General features: G+C 69.9%; 15 protein-coding genes. 5 read left to right on the top strand and 10 right to left on the bottom strand.

All coding sequences use genetic code 11. From position 1 onward, the window contains the following. From VKQ35_RS14665 to dusB, 5 genes are all read right to left on the bottom strand, one after another. Window positions 1-582: sigma-54-dependent transcriptional regulator (locus VKQ35_RS14665; protein ID WP_324362868.1), on the bottom strand; the 582-nt coding region annotated here is incomplete at its 3' end. A gap of 10 nt (window positions 583-592) precedes the next feature. Then, complete coding sequence (locus VKQ35_RS14660; RefSeq protein ID WP_414692349.1) at window positions 593-2,824, bottom strand: sensor histidine kinase NtrY-like; 2,232 nt, start codon at window positions 2,822-2,824, stop codon at window positions 593-595. Window positions 2,825-2,915: 91 nt separating this feature from the next. Continuing rightward, on the bottom strand, window positions 2,916-4,337 hold the full coding sequence (gene ntrC, locus VKQ35_RS14655; protein WP_324362866.1) for a nitrogen regulation protein NR(I): 1,422 nt from the start codon (window positions 4,335-4,337) through the stop codon (window positions 2,916-2,918). Next, window positions 4,334-5,455 (bottom strand): two-component system sensor histidine kinase NtrB, encoded by a 1,122-nt coding sequence (locus tag VKQ35_RS14650; RefSeq protein ID WP_324362865.1) that lies wholly within the window; start codon window positions 5,453-5,455, stop codon window positions 4,334-4,336. Before VKQ35_RS14650 ends, ntrC begins: the two co-directional genes overlap by 4 nt. Beyond that, window positions 5,452-6,459: a tRNA dihydrouridine synthase DusB gene (gene dusB / locus VKQ35_RS14645; protein WP_324362863.1), complete on the bottom strand. Its 1,008-nt coding sequence runs from the start codon at window positions 6,457-6,459 to the stop codon at window positions 5,452-5,454. Before dusB ends, VKQ35_RS14650 begins: the two co-directional genes overlap by 4 nt. A gap of 100 nt (window positions 6,460-6,559) precedes the next feature. On the opposite strand from dusB, the gene VKQ35_RS14640 reads away from it, so the two are divergent. After that, window positions 6,560-7,705: a bifunctional 2-C-methyl-D-erythritol 4-phosphate cytidylyltransferase/2-C-methyl-D-erythritol 2,4-cyclodiphosphate synthase gene (locus VKQ35_RS14640; protein WP_324362861.1), complete on the top strand. Its 1,146-nt coding sequence runs from the start codon at window positions 6,560-6,562 to the stop codon at window positions 7,703-7,705. Window positions 7,706-7,748: 43 nt separating this feature from the next. Here the strand turns inward: VKQ35_RS14640 and VKQ35_RS14635 are convergent, their stop codons facing one another. Beyond that, window positions 7,749-8,297 (bottom strand): ATP-binding protein, encoded by a 549-nt coding sequence (locus VKQ35_RS14635; RefSeq protein WP_324362859.1) that lies wholly within the window; start codon window positions 8,295-8,297, stop codon window positions 7,749-7,751. 95 nt (window positions 8,298-8,392) lie between these two features. Continuing rightward, complete coding sequence (locus VKQ35_RS14630) at window positions 8,393-10,708, bottom strand: fused MFS/spermidine synthase (RefSeq protein ID WP_324362857.1); 2,316 nt, start codon at window positions 10,706-10,708, stop codon at window positions 8,393-8,395. Between the two features lie 98 nt (window positions 10,709-10,806). On the opposite strand from VKQ35_RS14630, the gene VKQ35_RS14625 reads away from it, so the two are divergent. Continuing rightward, window positions 10,807-11,298: a CinA family protein gene (locus tag VKQ35_RS14625; RefSeq protein ID WP_324362855.1), complete on the top strand. Its 492-nt coding sequence runs from the start codon at window positions 10,807-10,809 to the stop codon at window positions 11,296-11,298. A 1-nt stretch (window position 11,299) separates the two neighbouring features. On the opposite strand, the gene VKQ35_RS14620 is transcribed toward VKQ35_RS14625, so the two are convergent. The 3 genes from VKQ35_RS14620 to lipA form a co-directional block, all read right to left on the bottom strand. Then, on the bottom strand, window positions 11,300-11,752 hold the full coding sequence (locus tag VKQ35_RS14620) for a hypothetical protein (protein WP_324362853.1): 453 nt from the start codon (window positions 11,750-11,752) through the stop codon (window positions 11,300-11,302). 128 nt (window positions 11,753-11,880) lie between these two features. After that, window positions 11,881-12,327 carry a type II toxin-antitoxin system RatA family toxin gene (locus tag VKQ35_RS14615; RefSeq protein WP_324362872.1) on the bottom strand — a complete coding sequence of 149 codons (447 nt, stop codon included), beginning with the start codon at window positions 12,325-12,327 and terminating at the stop codon, window positions 11,881-11,883. Further along, the gene (gene lipA, locus VKQ35_RS14610; RefSeq protein WP_324362851.1) at window positions 12,324-13,301 is read right to left on the bottom strand and encodes a lipoyl synthase; all 978 of its coding nucleotides are present in this window, start codon (window positions 13,299-13,301) and stop codon (window positions 12,324-12,326) included. The genes VKQ35_RS14615 and lipA overlap by 4 nt, the downstream gene beginning before the upstream one ends. 120 nt (window positions 13,302-13,421) lie before the next feature. Between lipA and VKQ35_RS14605 the strand changes: the two genes are divergently transcribed. The 3 genes from VKQ35_RS14605 (at window position 13,422) to VKQ35_RS14595 (ending at window position 17,111) form a co-directional block, all read left to right on the top strand. After that, window positions 13,422-13,868, top strand: coding sequence for a lysozyme inhibitor LprI family protein (locus VKQ35_RS14605; RefSeq protein WP_324362849.1), 447 nt, complete (start codon window positions 13,422-13,424; stop codon window positions 13,866-13,868). Window positions 13,869-13,964: 96 nt separating this feature from the next. Next, complete coding sequence (locus VKQ35_RS14600) at window positions 13,965-15,521, top strand: AMP-binding protein (RefSeq protein ID WP_324362847.1); 1,557 nt, start codon at window positions 13,965-13,967, stop codon at window positions 15,519-15,521. 78 nt (window positions 15,522-15,599) lie between these two features. Beyond that, the gene (locus VKQ35_RS14595) at window positions 15,600-17,111 is read left to right on the top strand and encodes a hypothetical protein (protein WP_324362846.1); all 1,512 of its coding nucleotides are present in this window, start codon (window positions 15,600-15,602) and stop codon (window positions 17,109-17,111) included. Window positions 17,112-17,114 lie beyond the last annotated feature (3 nt).

Below are 17,114 nucleotides of genomic sequence, written 5' to 3'. Positions count from 1 at the left end.
GAATTCGTTGCGCGAACGCGGCGAGGCGGCGTGGATGAGCCGCGCCACGGTCTCCTTGCCCGAGCCGGTCGGACCCGAGATCAGCACCCGCGAATTGGCGCCCGCCAGCTTGGCGATCATCTGGCGCAGCTGCTGGGCGGCCATCGACTTGCCGGTCATGCCTTCGGGCGTGATCGCCTGGGTGCGCAGGCGGCGGTTCTCGCGGCGCAGGCCGGCGGCCTCCAGCGCACGCTCGACGATCAGCACCAGGCGGTCGGACTTGAAGGGCTTTTCCAGGAACTCATAGGCGCCGCGCTTGATGGCGCTGACGGCGGTCTCGATGTTGCCGTGGCCGCTGATCATGATCACCGGCAGGTCGGCGTCGAGCGCCTTGATGTGGTCGAGCAGCTCCAGCCCGTCCATGCCGCCGCCGGCCATCCAGATGTCGAGGATCAGGATCGCGGGCTTGCGCGCCCGGATCGCCGCCAGCGCGGACTCGGAGTCATTGGCCGTGCGCACGGCATAGCCCTCGTCGGAGAGGATCCCGGCCACCAGGTCGCGGATGTCCGCCTCGTCGTCGACCACCAGAACGTCAGACGCCATTATCAGGTCCTCAAGCCGTCACGGTTGCAGGTTTCGGCGCGGGCCGGGCCCGGGCCGAGGACGGAAGACGCAAGGTCGCCAGCGCGCCGACACCCTCGCGGGCGTCGGTCAGCTCCAGCTCGCCGCCGTGGTCTTCCAGAATGCGTTTGACGATCGCGAGGCCAAGGCCGGTGCCCTTCTCGCGGGTCGTCACATAGGGTTCGGTCAGCCGGTCGCGGTCCTTGGCGGGCAGGCCCACGCCATTGTCCTCGACCTCGAAGGCGACGCCGGCGTCATCGGACACCAGGCGCGCGCGGATGCGGCCTTTCGGCTTGGCGGTGCGTCGGGCGCTGATCGCTTCCGCCGCGTTCTTCAGGATGTTGGTGAGCGCCTGGGTGAGCATGCGCTCGTCAGCCAGCACCCGCACCTCGGGGATCGGCTCCAGCAGTTCGACCTCGATGTCCGGGCTGGCCACCCGCTGGGCGAAGACCGCCGCGCGGATCAGCTCGGAGGCGTCCTGCTCGGCGAACTTCGGGGCCGGCATGCGGGCGAAGGAGGAGAATTCGTCGACCATCTGCCGGATGGCGTCCACCTGCCGGATGATGGTGTCGTTGCAGCGGTCGAAGGTCTCCAGTTCGGCGGGCGCGATGTCCTTGCGGTACTTCTTGCGCAGGCGCTCGGCCGACAGCTGGATCGGGGTCAGCGGGTTCTTGATCTCATGCGCGATGCGGCGGGCCACGTCGCGCCAGGCGGCGTTGCGCTGGGCGGTGACCAGGCGGGTGATGTCGTCGAAGGTCAGCACCAGGCCGTCCTCGATGCGGCTGGCCCGCACCCGCAGGCGCAGGGTTTCGCGGCCGCGCTCCAGGTCGACCTCTTCCTCGGCCTCGCCGCGGCCGGTCCCGCCGCTCACCTGGGCGGCCACGGCGGCGATCTCCGGCGCCACGTCGGCGAGCCTGCGGCCCCTCCCCGGCTTGTCGCGCAGGCCCAGCAGCAGCTCCGCCTGGCGGTTGGCCGCCGAGATGCGGCCCTTGGCGTCGAGGCCGATAACGCCGGCGCTGACCTCGGCCAGCACGGTTTCGATGAACTGACGCCGCCGCTCAGCGTCCTCGTGCGCCGTTCGCAAGGCCTCCTGCTGCGCCTTAAGATCGTGCGTCATGCTGTTGAAGGCACGGGATAAGACAGCGATCTCTTCAGGGTCGTTGTCGGCGTCGACGCGGGCGCTGAGGTCACCGCCGGCCACCTTGCCGGCCGCCTGCACCAGCCGCGCCACCGGGCCCGAAATGGCGTCCGCGGCGCCCAGGCCCAGCCAGACCGCGCCCACCAGCACCAGGAGCGCCGTCTCAAAATAGCTGAGCGCGAAGATGATCTGGATCTTCTGCCGGTTCTGCGCGGCGTCGCGGTAGGCCATCAGGCTGGCCTGCGCCTCGAACTGGGTGTTGATGATGCCCTTCTCGATCGGGCGCACGATGTAGAGGTAGGCGTCGGGATAGCTGCGCAGCCGGTAGACCGCGCGCATGCTGTCGCCGCAGGTGGTGTTGCAGACCGAGATGATGCCGTCGTCGGCGGCCTTGAAGCTGGTGGCCGGCGGCATGGCGAACGGCGGCGCGTCGGCGGCGGCGAAGCGGGCGAGCACGCGACCGTCGCGGTCGATCAGATAGGCGGCCGAGAAGCCGTGATAGGTGGCCAGGGTCGCCAGGTACTGGCCGAAGGTGATCGGGCTGGCCTCCAGACCGGGCGCGGCGCGGTTGAGGTCCTGGCCCATCGGGATCATGTGGCTTTGGATGTAGTTGCTCTGCTCCTCGACGTAGGAGCGGGCCAGCGCGGCGGAGTTCTCGACCACGGTCTTCACCCGCAGGCTGAACCAGTTGTCGACGCCCCGGCTGACCAGAACGCCGTAAAACAGGGCCACGACCACGGCCGGCACCAGGGCGGCCATGGCGAACAGGGTGACGAATCGCACCTGAAGCCGCGCGCCGGCGTCACGCTCGCGGGCGTTCACCAGGGCGAAGAAGCGCAGGAACACGATCAGCGTCAGCGCCAGGATGAGGATCAGGTTGAAGCCCAGCACCGTCAGGATGTGCTGGCTGGCCGGGCCCAGCGGCCCCGTCGACGGCGGCGAGGCGGCGAGCAGGATGGCCACGCCGGTCAAGAGCGCCGCCAGGCCGTAGCCCACGCCCAGCACGCCTCGCGACTGAACCGCTTGCCAGATCCGGGGCCAGACGCGGCCTAGCCCGGTGGCGGCGAACCCCTGTCGAATATCCAAAGCCATCGCCGGGGAGCCTAAGCGAGCGTGCCCCAAACGCAACAGTCTTGTTGCAAGGATGCGTCAGCCGGCCGCGCTGCCTACAGATCGCCTATCGGCGCCCGCGCTGCATCTCGACGCCGAGGTCGGAAATCTTCTTGCGCAGGGTGTTGCGGTTGAGACCCAGGATCTCGGCCGCACGGACCTGATTGCCCCGCGTCGCCGAGAGCGTGAGCTGGATCAGCGGCCGCTCGACCTCCTCCAGCACCCGGTCGTAGAGGCCGGCCGGCGGCAGGCCGTCGGGCTGGTCGGCGAAGTAGCTGGAGAGCTTGCGCTCGACGAGCTGCGACAGCGTCGCGGGCCCCTCTTCGCCCTGCGCCGCCGGCTGCTGATCGGCCAGTTCGCGTTCGATGATCCGCGCGGTGATCAGGTCCTCGCCATAGAGCGCGCAGATGCGGCGGATGAGGTTTTCCAGCTCGCGGACATTGCCGGGCCACGGGTGCTGCTTCAGCCGGTCCAGCGCCGCGGCGTCGATGGTCTTGGAGGGCAGCCCCTCGCGGTTGGCGCGCAGCAGGAAGGCGCGGGCCAGGTCCGGGATGTCGTCCGGCCGGTCGCGCAGCGGCGGCAGGCGCAGCGGCGCGACGTTCAGGCGGAAGAACAGGTCCTCGCGGAACAAGCCCTCGCGGATCAGGCCGCGCAGGTCGCGGTTGGTGGCCGCGATGATCCGCACATTGGGCCGCCGTCCGGTCTTCGGGTTCAGCGCCGGCTCCGAGCCGTCGATCACCCGCAGCAGGCGCGTCTGGGCGTCCAGCGGCATATCGCCGATCTCGTCGAGGAACAGCGTGCCCCCGTCGGCCTCGATCAGCTTGCCCGCGTCGCCGTCCTCCCGGCCGAACAGCTCCGCCTCGACCCGCTCGCGCGGCACGGCCGCCAGGTTGATGGTGACGAACTTGCCGTCGCGGCGGCGGCCCATGTCGTGCAGGGCGCGGGCGACCAGCTCCTTGCCGGACCCGCTCTCGCCGGTGACCAGCACGGTCAGGTCCGCGCCCACCAGGCGCGCGATGGTGCGGTAGACCTCCTGCATGGGCCCGGAGCGGCCGATCAGCGGCAGGCGGTCGTCGCGCACCGCGCGGGCCTGGGCGCGGGCGGCCTCCGGGTCGGCGGGCCGCGAGAGCGCGCGGCGCGCACAGGCCGTCATGTCGTCGAGGTCGAAGGGCTTGGGGATGTAGTCGAAGGCCCCGAGCTCGGCGGCGTTGACGGCGGTGATCAGGTTGTTCTGCGCGCTCATCACGATGATCGGCAGCTTGGGCCGTTCCTTGCGGATGCGCGGCAGCACGTCGAAGACGTTCTCGTCGGGCATGACCACGTCGGTGACCACCAGGTCGCCCTCGCCGTCGGTCACCCATTTCAACAGCGTCGCGGCGTTGCCGGTGGCGCGGACCTGATAGCCCAGCCGGGTGAAGGCCTGGCTCAGGACCAGACGGATCGAGGCGTCGTCGTCGGCGATCAGGATCTTCTTGCTGGCAGCGTTCATGCCGGGACGTCCTCGTCGGAAGCGATAGGCAACAGCACCCGGAAAACCGTCCGGCCGGGTTCGGATTCGAAGTCGAGCAGGCCGCCGTGGGCGTTCACCAGCTTGCTGACCAGCGCCAGGCCAAGGCCGACGCCATTCGGCTTGGTGGTGACGAAGGGCTGGAACAGATGCTCGCGCAGGTGGTCGGGGACGCCCGGGCCGTTGTCGACGATGCGGACTTCCAGCGGCGCGCCGCGCAGGGTCTGGCCCTTGGCGGCGCGGACCCGGACGCCGTGGCGGTAGGCGGTGTAGATGCCGATGGCGCCGCGGCCGTCGCCTCGGGAATGCGCCGCCTCGGCGGCGTTCTTCACCAGGTTCAGGAAGATCTGGATCAGCTGGTCCTCGTCGCCCAGCACCGGCGGCAGCGACGGATCGTACTGCTCGCGAAGCTGCAGGCCGTCGGCGACGCCGTTGGCGGCCAGCGCCCTCACCCGATCCAGCACCTGGTGGATGTTCAACGGCGTCGTGGAGGGGAGCGCGTCGTCGGAGAAGGCTTCCATCCGGTCGACCAGCCGGCGCACCCGGTCGGTCTCGTCGACGATCAGCTGGGCGAGCGGCGCGTCCTCGGCCTTGGCGCCGGACTTCAAGAGCTGGGCGGCGCCGCGGATGCCGGCCAGCGGGTTCTTGATCTCATGCGCCAGCATGCGGCCCAGGCCCACGACCGAGCGCAGGCCGCCGGCCGCCTCGGCGCCGTGGCGCTCGGCGCCCAGGCCCTGTTTGACCGTCAGGGTCAGCAGCACCGAGCCATCGCCGAGCGGCGCGGCGGCCCCGTCGGCCTCGAAGGGCGCCAGACCGAAGAGCGTGATCTGGACGCCCCGCTCGCGGACCTTGGCGTCCTCCGCGATGGCGCGGTTCAGCAGGGAGACGAGCGCCGAGCCCGGCGGCAGGGCGGCGCTGAAGCGGCCGCGGGCCAACAGGCCTAGGCCCTGGCCGAACAGCGCCTCGGCGGCCTCGTTGACCGCGACCAGCGCGCCGGTCGCGTCGACCACCATGGCCGGGTCGGGGCTGAGCTCGAAGGCCGCGGCCTTCAGCGCCAGCACGTCGACGCCCAGCGATTGCGGCAGTGTGCGCCAGCTCATGCGGCCATCCTCCGCTCAGGGCCGGTCCAGAGCGCGGTCAGGCCCGCCTCCACCTCCGCAGCGTCTTCCAGGCGGCAAAGGAGGCTGCGGGCTTCGCGGCGCTGCTCGGGGCTGGTCGGCCACGGGGCCTGTTCGATGTAGGAGGCCAGATGCTTGCGGAAGACCCGCAGGCCGAGGCGGTCGCCATAGAAGCTGAGCGCGTCGTGGAAATGGTCGAGCGCGATCGTGAGCCGCGTCTCGGCGTCGGGTTCGTCAAACGCCCGCCCGTCGAGCTCCGCCTCAAGCTGCGCGGCGATCCAGGGCCGGCCGTAGACGCCGCGGCCCACCATCACCCCGTCGGCGCCGGACTCCTGCAGCGCAGCGCGCGCGCTCGGCCCATCGACGATGTCGCCGTTGGCGATGACCGGAATGCCGACGGCGTCCTTCACGGCGCGGATCGCGGCCCAGTCGGCGGCGCCCTTGTAGAACTGGCAGCGGGTGCGGCCATGCACGGTGACGGCGGCGACTCCCAGCGCCTCGGCGCGCACCGCCAGGTCCGGGGCGTTCTTCGAGGCGTCGTCCCAGCCCAGCCGCATCTTGACGGTGACCGGCGCCTCGACCGCGGCGATGGCCGCGGCGATCAGGCGCTCGGCGAGCTCCGGCTCGCGCATCAGCGCCGAACCGCATTGCGCGCCAGTGACCTCGCGGGCCGGGCAGCCGAAGTTGAGATCGATGACCTGGGCGCCGGCCGCGGCGGCCAGGCGCGCGCCTTGAGCGATGTGTTCCGGGTCGCGCCCGACCAGCTGGACCACCATCAGCGGCAGGCCCTCGCCCACAGCGGCGCGGCGCACCACGTCGGGGCGGCCCTTGGAGAATTCGGCGCAGGCGACCATCTCGGTCGCCACGTAAGGCGCGCCCAGCCGGCTGGCGGCGCGGCGGAACGGCAGGTCGGAAACCCCGGTCATCGGCGCGATCCAGACCCGACCGGCGATGGTCACGCCGCCAAGCTTGAGCGAACTGCTCATTTAATAATCATCCCCATCGCTGGGTTTTTAGGCAATTTGTGCGGTGCGGTAAAGCCCGCGTGAACTGGACAAGCGCCGCTGTGTCCCTAAACACACGCTGATGAGCTTCTCAGGCGTGGTTGTGGCGGCGGGCGAGGGCCTGCGCGCGGGGCCGGGCGAACCCAAGGCGTGGCGCCTGCTGGGCTCGCGGGCCCTGGTCCGCTGGTCGGTGGAAGGCCTGCTGTCGGCCGGCGCGCGCGAGGTCGTCGTCGTGGTGGCCCGCGACCGGCTGGCCGCGGTGGACGAGGCGCTCGCCGGCCTGGAGGGCTGGCGCGCGGTCACCGGCGGCAAGACCCGCGCCGACAGCGTGCAGGCCGGGCTGGCGGCGCTCACCTGCGGGCGCAACCAGGCGGTGCTGGTGCATGACGCCGCGCGGCCCTTCGTGACCCGCGCCCACGTCGACCGGCTGCTGGCGGCCCTGGAGCTGGCCGATGGCGCGGTGCCCGCCCTGCCCGTCCCGGACACGCTCAAGCGCGGTGACGGCCTGATCGACGAGACGGTGAGCCGCGAGGGCCTGTGGCGCGCCCAGACCCCGCAGGCCTTCCGCTTCGGCAAGCTGAAGGCGGCCTACCGCCGCTGGCCGGCCAACGAGGAGCCCACCGACGACGCCCGCGTGGTCGAGCGCGCCGGCGGCCACGTGGCCATGGTCCCGGGCGACCCGATGCTGATGAAGCTGACCTATCCGGAAGACTTCCTGATGGCCGAGCAGCTGGCGGCGTCGCGGCGGATCGTGCGCACCGGCTTTGGGGTCGACGCGCACCGGTTCGGGCCGGGCGCGGTGGTCTGGCTGGGCGGTATCCGCATCGAGCACGACCTGGGGCTGGTCGGCCATTCCGACGCCGATGCGGGCCTGCACGCGCTCACCGACGCGGTGCTGGGCGCCATCGCCGAGGGCGACATCGGCCAGCACTTCCCGCCGTCCAATCCGAAATGGAAGGGCGCCTCATCGGACCAGTTCCTGCTGCATGCGGTGAAGCTGGCGCAGGCCAAGGGGGGCAAGATCCTCAACGCCGACCTGACGCTGATCTGCGAACGCCCGAAGATCGGGCCGCACCGTGACGCCATGCGGGCGCGGATCGCGCAACTGCTCGGCCTTTCTATCGACCGGGTGAGCGTCAAGGCGACGACGACCGAGGGCATGGGCTTCACCGGCCGCGAGGAAGGGCTGATGGCCCAGGCGGTGGTCAGCGTGGAGACGCCGCTCTAGGTCGCGGGCTCGTGAATCGTCCGGGAGACGGACCACGGGCGACCTAGTCCACGGCATCAGGCTGCGCCGCGGCTGGCGCGGCGACCCTGGCGTCATTGCTGACGCTCAGCACCGCGCCCTCTAGCTCGGCCGGCGCGGGCGGCTCGTAGATGGCCTCGAGCATTTCGAACATCTCCGGCGTCACCTCCATGACGAAGGTCTCGCCCTTGGCGGTGTTCCGGTCGGCGACGCGGGAGCGGCGGACCTCCTGCGGCGCGTCGACAAAGTGCCACTGCACCGACAGGCCCTTGGCCTCCGCAATCTGGCGGATGCGATCGCGGTCAGCCCGCCGCATGGCGCCGACGTCGAGCACCACCGAGGCCCCGGCGGCGAGCACGCCCTCGGCGGTGGACCAGATCAGCGCATTGCAGCGGGCGAGGCGCTCCAGCATCCACGGGAACTCGATGGGACCCTGGAGGTCGGGGCCGAACAGGCGCGCACCCCATTCGTCCAGGACGAAAGGCGCCGCGCGTTCGCGGCGGGCCAGGGCATGGGCGTAGGTGGTCTTGCCTGCCGCGCAGGGTCCGAAGATCACGTTGAGAGTGGCTGGCATGCGCCCACTTTCTCCGTTGCAGCCGGGAGCCAGGTGGCGTTCATGCTCCCCTTGGCCCGGGTAACGGCGCAGCTTGATCTTGGTTCCCGGACGGCCTAGTTCGCCGGATTGTCCGGATCCATCTTCTGCAGCAGCCGCCGCCAGAGCGCGCCGAACAGGTTGGTGTAGTCGTCGGTCCAGGGGCGCACGCGGTCGGGGTCTGTCGGCTCCCAGCGCGGATCGTGGGCGAAGGGCGCGAGACCCGCCGGCGAACGGGCGACGATCACCGCCTCCTCGGGCGATGGCCAGCCGGCGACATCCTCGCCCGGCTTGTTGCGGTAGTGCTGGATAAGCGCCACGCCGCCGGCGGCCTTGGCGACGGCCTCCGCCGGCCCGTCCAGATCGAGGTTGCGGTTGGAGAGGTGCAGGATCAGCACCCCGTCCGGCTTCAGGTGGGTCAGGTAGCCGCGCACGGCCTGGACGGTCAGCAGATGGGTCGGAACGGAATCCGAGGAGAAGGCGTCCAGCAGCATGACGTCGAAGACCTCGGCCGGCTGCCTGGCCACCGTCAGGCGCGCGTCGCCCAGCACGAAGTCCACCGGGCCCTTGGCGCAGCGGCTGGTGTAGGCGAAGTGCTTTGGATCGGTCGAGATGCGGATGACCAGCGGGTCGATCTCGAAGAAGGTCAGGTGGTCGCTCCTGCGGACGTAGGCCGACACCGTGCCGGCGCCGAGGCCCACCGCGCCGATGCGGAGCGCCGGCTTGGCGCGCGCCTCGCCCAGGAACACCTGCCCGATCGGCGTCGAGTTCGCGTAGTAGACCAAGGGATTGCACTGCCAGCGCGGCGTCACCGCCTCCGCCCCATGCAGGGTCGTCCCGTGCGACAGCATCCTGACCGGCCCGCCGAGCGCCGGGACCTGGGTGCCGGACTCCCGTAAGACCCCGAAGAAGCTGCGCCAGGTGTGGATCGGCGTGGTGCGGTCCGCCGCCGCCGCCGCGCCGATCGACAGGACCGCGATCACCGCGAAGTAGAGCAGTCCGTGGCGGCGGATCATGTAGGCCGCGATCACGCCGGCGCCCAGGCAGGCCTTCACGCCCAGATCGAACAGCTCGGCCTGGGTGAGGCCGCCGAAGACCGGCGTCACATAGACGTGCGGCGCGACGAAGGTGTTGAGCACCGGCATGGCGAGGCCGCAGCCGACGCCCAGGACCAGCATGGTCCAGGTGAAGGGTTCGATCTTCCCGTCGCCCTGCGGCCGCACCAGGCAGGCCAGGATCAGCACCAGGGGATATTCCCAGACGTTGTCGAAGATCACCGGGGCCAGGAAGGCGTTGAAGCCGCCGCCGACCACGCCGCCCAGCGACATCCAGAAATAGAATTCGGTCAGCCGCGAGGGATCGGGCCGGCGCGCCACCAGCGCCTGGTGGCACATCAGCGCGGTGAAGAAGAAGGCGCCCAGGTTCACCGGCAGCAGCAGCGCAAACGGGCTCGCCTCGAACGGCAGCAGGGCCGCGCAGATCGCCACGAAGGCGGCCTGCAGCAGCAGGGTCACGTCCTTGGGGATCGCCGGCCTGGCCTGGAAGGCGACGATGAAGGTCAGCAGGTAGAGCGCCAGCGGCAGCACCCAGAGGAACGGCGCCGAGGCGACGTCGGTGGTGATGTAGGTCGTCGTCCCCAGCATCAGGCTGGACGGGATCGCCGCCAGCCCCACCCAGACCAGCCGGTCGCGCCAGCCGACCGGCGCGGCCTCCGCGGCGGCTTGCCTGGCGGCTAGGCCGGCGCCGGCGCTGCGGATCACCGCGATGGCGAGGCCCGCGATCAGCAGGCCGAACACCAGGTAGCCGCCGCTCCAGCCGTAGCGCTGGGCATGCAGGGTGAGCGTCGGCTCGACGATCAGCGGATAGGCCAGCAGCGCCAGCAGGCTGCCGAGATTGCTGGCGGCGTAGAGGACGTAGGGTTCGCTCCCCTGCCCGTCCGCGCCATCCGGTCCGAACACGCGCGCATGCCAGGCCTGCACCAGGGGCGCCGTGGCCGAGAGGACCGCGAACGGCGCGCCGACGGAGACGGTGAGCACGCCCAGCAGCCAGAGCGTCGGATGGTTCGACGACGGCGGCCCGATCAGCTCATTGATGCGCAGCGGGAGCGCGATGGCGGCCAGCAACAGGGCCGCGCCGTGTGTCAGGGCCTGGGCGCGCAGCGACCGCAGCCGCTGCAGGGCGTGCGCGTAGCCGTAGCCGGCCAGCAGCGCGACCTGGAAGAAGGCCAGGCTGGTGTTCCAGACCGACGGGCTGCCGCCCAGCCTTGGCAGCACCAGCTTGGCGATCATCGGCTCGACCAGGAACACCAGGGCGGCGCTGGCGAAGACGGTGACGGCGAACAGGGCCGGCGGCGCCTTGGGGCGCCCGGTGGCGTCGGATGTGAGCGTCGTCATGGAGCCGGACCGGGGGCTGCGAATCGCCTTGAACGTGCAGCCTATCCGATGCTCTGGTCGGGGCGCGCCCTGCCCTGCGTCCCTGAGAGGCCCCACAGATGTTTTCGCTTGAGATCGTGACCCTGGCGCGCCTGCTCGTCGACGAGGCCCGGGAACGGTCGCTCCGGATCGTCACGGCGGAAAGCTGCACCGGCGGGCTGGTGGCGGGCGCGATCTGTCAGGTGGCCGGCGCGTCCGACGTCTTCGAGCGGGGCTTCGTCACCTATTCCAACCGCGCCAAGCAGGAGCTGCTGGGCATCCCGGGCGACCTGATCGCCGACCTGGGCGCGGTGTCGGAGCCGGTGGCGCGGATGATGGCCGAGGGCGCGCTGGAGAATTCCAACGCCCACGTGGCCGTGGCGATCACCGGGGTCGCCGGCCCCGGCGGCGGCACGCCGATGAAGCCGGTGGGCACGGTCCACATCGCCACCGCCCGCACCAACCACGGGCTGACGCACCGCCAGGAATTCTTCGAGCTGGACGAGCGCATCGATATCCAGCTGGCCGCCGTTCAGTCGGCGCTGGAGATGCTGCGCGAGCGGATGACCTGAGCTAGGCGTTGGCCTCGGCGCGGCGGCGCGCGTTGGGCCCGGGCAGTCGGATGCGCGGACGGTCGCCGCCCGGATAGGCGCGGCAATAGACGGCCACCAGCGGCGGAACGGTCAGGATGATCGCCATGCCGCCGGCCACCACGATGGCGCTCTCCGCCGCCGAAATCCCCGACTTGGCGTTGAGCTCTATGACCCTGGCGATCAGCGTCGGCACGCTGATGCCCAGCGAGATCGATTTCCAGAACACCGCGCCGAACAGGACGCCGCGCCAGACGTTGGGATGCACCAGCCATTTGTCGAAGGCCTGCGACCAGACGGCGAACAGCGCCATCGGCGTGAACACCGCCAGGTCGACCCAGTCGGTGATCGCCAGCGCCTCGGGACGCAGCGCGGCCGACAGCGCGTTGAGGATGGAGAGCGCCACGAAGGTCCAGAAGTAGATACGCCAGAACATCAGAAACTTCCTCTGCCGAGGCCGATAAGGCCCGGACCGCACGACAGAATCCTCCGTGGGCGTTGCAGACAGACTAACAAGCGTCGTAACCGCGGCGTTCACCAAGACCGCCGTTATCTTAATGGCGGTTAGCCGTAGAGCGCCTTGGCGCGGTCCTCGAAGCAGCTCATCAGCCGCTCGACCGCATGGGCGAAGTTGGCGCTGAGCAGGGCTTCCAGCAGGCGTGACTTGAACTGGAAGTCGATATCGAACTCCACGCGGGTCTGGCCCTCGCCCGCCTCGAAGAACCGCCAGCGGTTGGCGAGACGCTTGAAGGGACCGGACAGCAGGTTGACCTCGATCTGCCGTTGGGCGGCGTCGCGGCGCACGCGGGTGGAGAAGCGCTCCTTCAGGAACGAGAAGCCGACGCCGGCCTCGGCGTCGACGGTTTCGGCCCCATCGGGGAGCGTCCGCGCGTTCCAGGTCCGCATGGCGGTGATCCATGGCACAAACTCGGGATAGGCCATGACGTCGCCGACCAGGGCGAACAGCTGGTCCGGCGCATAGGGCAGGACTTTGGTGACGTGGTGCTTCAGGCGCCCAGATTCCTCGAGGAGTCCTGCGCAGCCCGCGCCGCCTGGAGGCGCGCGAAGTCCTCGCCGGCATGGTGCGAGGAGCGGGTGAGCGGGCTGGACGCCACCATCAGGAAGCCCTTGGCGCGGGCGATCTCCTCATAGGCGCGGAACTCGTCGGGATGGACGAAGCGGTCGATGGGCGCGTGCTTGCGGGTCGGCTGCAGGTACTGGCCGATGGTGATGAAGTCGACGCCGGCCGAGCGCATGTCGTCCATCACCTGCATGACCTCTTCCTTGCTTTCGCCCAGGCCGACCATCACGCCCGACTTGGTGAACTGGGCCGGATCGCGCTCCTTCACCCGCTCCAGCAGGCGCAGGGAATGGAAGTAGCGCGCGCCCGGCCGGATCGAGAGATAGAGGCGCGGCACGGTCTCAAGGTTGTGGTTGAAGACGTCGGGCCGGCTGTCGATCACTTCGTAGGCCGCTTCCACCGGCTTCCTCAGGAAGTCTGGCGTCAGGATCTCGACCGTCGTGCCGGGTGCGGCGGCGCGGATGGCGCGGACCACGGCGGCGAAATGCCCGGCCCCGCCGTCGGCTAGGTCGTCGCGGTCAACAGACGTGATGACCACATGCTTCAGACCCATCTTGGCGACGGCGTCGGCGACGCGGGCCGGTTCGGTGGGATCGAGCGGATTGGGCTTGCCGGTGGCGACGTTGCAGAAGGCGCAGGCCCGCGTGCAGACCTCGCCCATGATCATCATGGTGGCGTGGCTCTTCGACCAGCATTCGCCGATGTTGGGGCACGCCGCCTCCTCGCAGACGGTGACCAGGCCGTGGGCCTTCACGATGTCGCGGGTGGCGTTGTAGCCCGTCGAGCCCGGCGCGCGGACGCGCAGCCAGTCCGGCTTGCGCAGCAACGGCGTCTCCGGGTTCGCCTGCTTTTCCGGATGCCTGGGGCGGATCGCGCCCTTCAGATTGTCGATGACCACGGCCATGCGCCCTAGATCGGCGGTCGAGGGCTCCGGATCAAGCCGTTCTTCCCGCCGCGACCGAGAAGGCTGGCGTTTGACGGTCCGCGGCAACATCCTCCGCGCAGTCTTTGGAGCCTAAGCACAATGTTCGTACTTGCCCTGGCGCTCGCCTCGACGCTCGCGACCCGTGGCGCGCATGCGCCGCCGGGCTGTCCCGGGGAGACCACCCTGGAGATCAACGCCTGTTTCGGCGAGCGGCTGCAGCGGGCGGACGCCGAACTGGCGCGCTACGCCGCCGCGGCGCGCAGCCGCCTGAAACGCGAGGCCGCCACGGCCCCGCCGGGCGACACCAGCGCGGCCAAGGCGCTGGGCGGCTTCCAAGCCTCGGAGAGGGCCTGGTCGGCCTATCGCGACGCCGAGTGCGGCGCGGTCTACGACAACTGGTCCGCCGGAACCATCCGCACCGTCGAAGACCTGGCCTGCCGCATCGGCCTGACCCGGCTGCGCACCCACACCGTCTGGGAGAACTGGCTGACCTATATGGACAGCACCCCGCCGGTCCTGCCGGAGCCCGCCGTGCCCCCGGAGTAGGTGGCGGGGTCGCGATCACGCCCTGTAACCAATCTTTTCATTGGCGGACCCAGCCGATAGGCTCATCCCAACGATAACAATGGGAGGCGCTGGGTTTTGTCGGTTTCTTTTGACGCCCGCCAGGCGAAGACCTCGGTGTTCGACGCCCTGGTGGAGGCGCGCCAGACCTACGGCGCCAAGAAGCCGATCCTGGAGGACCAGGAGCGAAACCCCTTGAGCTACACCGACCTGATCCGGGCGGCCTTCGCGCTCGGCCGCAAGATCGCCGCCATGACCAAGCCGGGCGAGCGGGTCGGCGTCATGCTGCCGGCCAGTTCGGCCTCGGTGGTGACCTTCTTCGCCCTGCACGCCTTCGGCCGCACGCCGGCCATGCTCAACTTCACCGCCGGCATCCGCAACCTGAAGGCCGCCTGCGAGCTGGCCGGGATCAAGCGGGTGCTGACCTCGCACCGGTTCATCGAGCAGGGCAAGCTGCACGACCTGGTCGACGCGCTGGAGACGCTGACCACCGTCACCTACCTGGAAGACGTGCGCGCCACCATCGGCCTGCCGGACAAGCTGTTCGCCGCCGCCGCGGGCGCCTTCCCCAAGCAGTTCCGGGCGGCCAGCAAGCCCTCCGACCCGGGTGTCGTGCTCTTCACCTCCGGCAGCTTCGGCGCCCCCAAGGGTGTGGTGCTGAGCCAGGAGAACCTGGTGGCCAATGTGCTGCAGGTCGCCGCCCACATCCCGCTGGACCCGGACTGGGTGTTCTTCAACCCCCTGCCCACCTTCCACTGCTTCGGCCTCACCGCCGGGGTGCTGCTGCCGATCCTGCGCGGGATGAAGGCGTTCCAGTACCCTTCGCCGCTGCACATCAAGCAGATCCCGCCGCTGATCAAGGACACCAAGGCCTCGGTGCTGCTGGCCACCGACACCTTCGTCAATCAGTACGCCCGCTCGGCCGAGCCCGACGAGCTGTCGGGTCTGCGGTTCGTGGTCTGCGGCGCCGAGCGGGTGCGCGACGAGACCCACAACCTGATCCACGAGAAGTTTGGCGATGTGCCGCTGCTGGAAGGCTATGGGGCGACGGAGGCCTCGCCGGTGATCGCGGTCAACAAGCCGCTGGACAACCGCCGCGGCACGGTCGGCGGCCTGCTGCCCGGCATGGAGACGCGCCTGGAGCCGGTGGAAGGCATCCCCGGTGGCGGCAAGCTCTATGTACGGGGCCCCAATGTCATGGCGGGCTATCTGGCCGCCGATGGGTCCATCCAGCCTCCGGTGGACGGCTGGCACGACACCGGCGACGTGGTCTCGATCGGCGACGACGGCTGGGTGAAGATCAAGGGGCGGGTGAAGCGTTTCGCCAAGGTCGGCGGCGAGATGGTCTCGCTCACCGCCGCGGAGGACCTGGCCTGCGCCGTCTGGCCCGACGACCGCCACGCCGTGGTCGCCCTCCCCGACCCCAAGAAGGGCGAGCGGCTGATCCTGGTCACCGACCGCCGCGACGCCGACTCCGGCCCGCTGATCGCCCACGCCCAATCCATCGGCGCCCCGGAGATCGCGGTGCCGCGCAAGATCATCCGGGTGGCCGAGATCCCGGTGCTCGGCACCGGCAAGACCGACTATGTGGCCCTGCAGCGCATCGTCGACGCGGAGCTGATGCGCGCCGCCTAGCGCGTTCACCATCTCGACGAACCGCAACTTAAGGCTGCGGCCTCACGGTAAGCGTCTGAGTAAGCGCGTGAGGCTTCCATGAAGGTCATTCTCGCCGTGATGATGGCGGCGTTTCTTTCGACGAGCAGCTCAGCGGCGGTCAAAGCGCCACAAGCCGCTGGCGACCGGATGATCGCCGCGATCCTCGACACGGCGCTTGTGGCTGCACAGGACGGGGACGCGGAGCGTGTCCTTATCTCGCTCCAACCGGCCATGCAGGATGAGGTGTTCAACCAACTCTCGAAGCCCACGCAGTACGAAGTCGCTGCGCTCTACGCCGCTGCTGCGAGGGATCGCGGTCGATGGGATGAAGCCTATCCAGCATTTGTCCGCGCGACCCAGAGCGAGCAGGCGAGCGCGGAAGACTGGGATAGCCGGCTGCACGGCGCGATTATCACAGGCCAAAGCGGAGACGCCTTTGCGGTCTTTCAGCACCTCCGGACCCAGGGCAAGCCAATCTTCTCGACGTTCTTCGGCGCGCGGCTGCTGGCGTTCGACGCCCTACTCGGTGACCTACCGAACCGGGATGCAGCCCGCGTCGCCCTGGGGCGAGAGATTGAACGAGAAGGCTGGCAGCCCGTCTTCGCCACCGACGATCTAAGCCCTATCTGGCTGCATGAGGCCGAGGCCCTGCAGAATATCGGAGACGTCGCCGGGGCGCGAAGGGCCGCCGCCAAGATCACCCAACCCGGTGTTTTGGTCGCCTTGCTGGCGGACCGCCGCTTCGACGCCATCATGCCGGCGGCTGCCGCCGCGAGAGACCCAAGGGCGGTCGCCGAACGCCAGCTCGATCGCGTTCGCAGCTATGTCGAGGCAAATCCGCGACTGCTCGGCGCGCGCATCGCCCAGATTCGGGCGCTGATGATCCTGGATCGCCCTGCCGATGCTCTCGCCGTCGCGGACGCCACCCTGCAATCCATCCTGCGCGCGCGGCGCTCCGAGCCGCCCTTCGATGACATGGGAAACGTCGAAGCCTTCGATGCGTGGCGGGCCTCGGCTCTCGTAGGGGCTGGTCACCTCGACCAGGGCGTTAGCAGCCTCACAACCGCCGCCTCGTGCCGCTGCTCGGTGACGGCCAGCCTGCAAGCGGGAAACGCCCTGATGCGGGCTGGACGCGCCCAGGAGGCGAAGTCATGGCTCGATGGAATCGACGAAGCCGATTTTGACCGACCGCAGCGAATGAAGCTGGCCCAAACACGTGCCTGCGTGGCGGCGCAACTCGGCGACCGCGCTGCGGCCGAGACCCAGCTCGCTTTCCTGCGCGCCCATGAGGCTTGGGAGCCCGCCGTCCTGGTCGGCGCCTTGCTCTGCGCCGGCGAACTCCAGGAGGCAGACACTGTCCTCGCCCGGCGCATTGCCGATCCGCAAAGCCGTTTGGCCGCGCTGAGTGCGATCCAGGACTTGCCGGCGGATTCTGGCTCCCTGCCCTACCTGGCGACCATTGAGGCGCGATGGCATGCGCTAGCCGCCATGCCTCAGGTGAGCGCGGCGGTCGGGAAGTGGGGCCGGATCAATCGCTTCGATCTTGTTCCGCTAGACTCGATCGCCTGACGG

The sequence above is a fragment of the Phenylobacterium sp. genome (genome assembly GCF_035309685.1).
Taxonomy (GTDB): Bacteria; Pseudomonadota; Alphaproteobacteria; order Caulobacterales; family Caulobacteraceae; genus Phenylobacterium.
Note: the sequence above shows the minus strand (reverse complement) of the source record. Positions and strands in the feature narration are given on the sequence as shown.

Coding starts and splice junctions, on each gene's coding strand:
- ntrC (WP_324362866.1), bottom strand. CDS start 4,337: ATGAACGCTGCCAGCAAGAAGATCCTGATCGCCGACGACGACGCCTCG.
- VKQ35_RS14650 (WP_324362865.1), bottom strand. CDS start 5,455: ATGAGCTGGCGCACACTGCCGCAATCGCTGGGCGTCGACGTGCTGGCG.
- dusB (WP_324362863.1), bottom strand. CDS start 6,459: ATGAGCAGTTCGCTCAAGCTTGGCGGCGTGACCATCGCCGGTCGGGTC.
- VKQ35_RS14640 (WP_324362861.1), top strand. CDS start 6,560: ATGAGCTTCTCAGGCGTGGTTGTGGCGGCGGGCGAGGGCCTGCGCGCG.
- VKQ35_RS14635 (WP_324362859.1), bottom strand. CDS start 8,297: ATGCCAGCCACTCTCAACGTGATCTTCGGACCCTGCGCGGCAGGCAAG.
- VKQ35_RS14630 (WP_324362857.1), bottom strand. CDS start 10,708: ATGACGACGCTCACATCCGACGCCACCGGGCGCCCCAAGGCGCCGCCG.
- VKQ35_RS14625 (WP_324362855.1), top strand. CDS start 10,807: ATGTTTTCGCTTGAGATCGTGACCCTGGCGCGCCTGCTCGTCGACGAG.
- VKQ35_RS14620 (WP_324362853.1), bottom strand. CDS start 11,752: ATGTTCTGGCGTATCTACTTCTGGACCTTCGTGGCGCTCTCCATCCTC.
- lipA (WP_324362851.1), bottom strand. CDS start 13,301: ATGGCCGTGGTCATCGACAATCTGAAGGGCGCGATCCGCCCCAGGCAT.
- VKQ35_RS14605 (WP_324362849.1), top strand. CDS start 13,422: ATGTTCGTACTTGCCCTGGCGCTCGCCTCGACGCTCGCGACCCGTGGC.
- VKQ35_RS14595 (WP_324362846.1), top strand. CDS start 15,600: ATGAAGGTCATTCTCGCCGTGATGATGGCGGCGTTTCTTTCGACGAGC.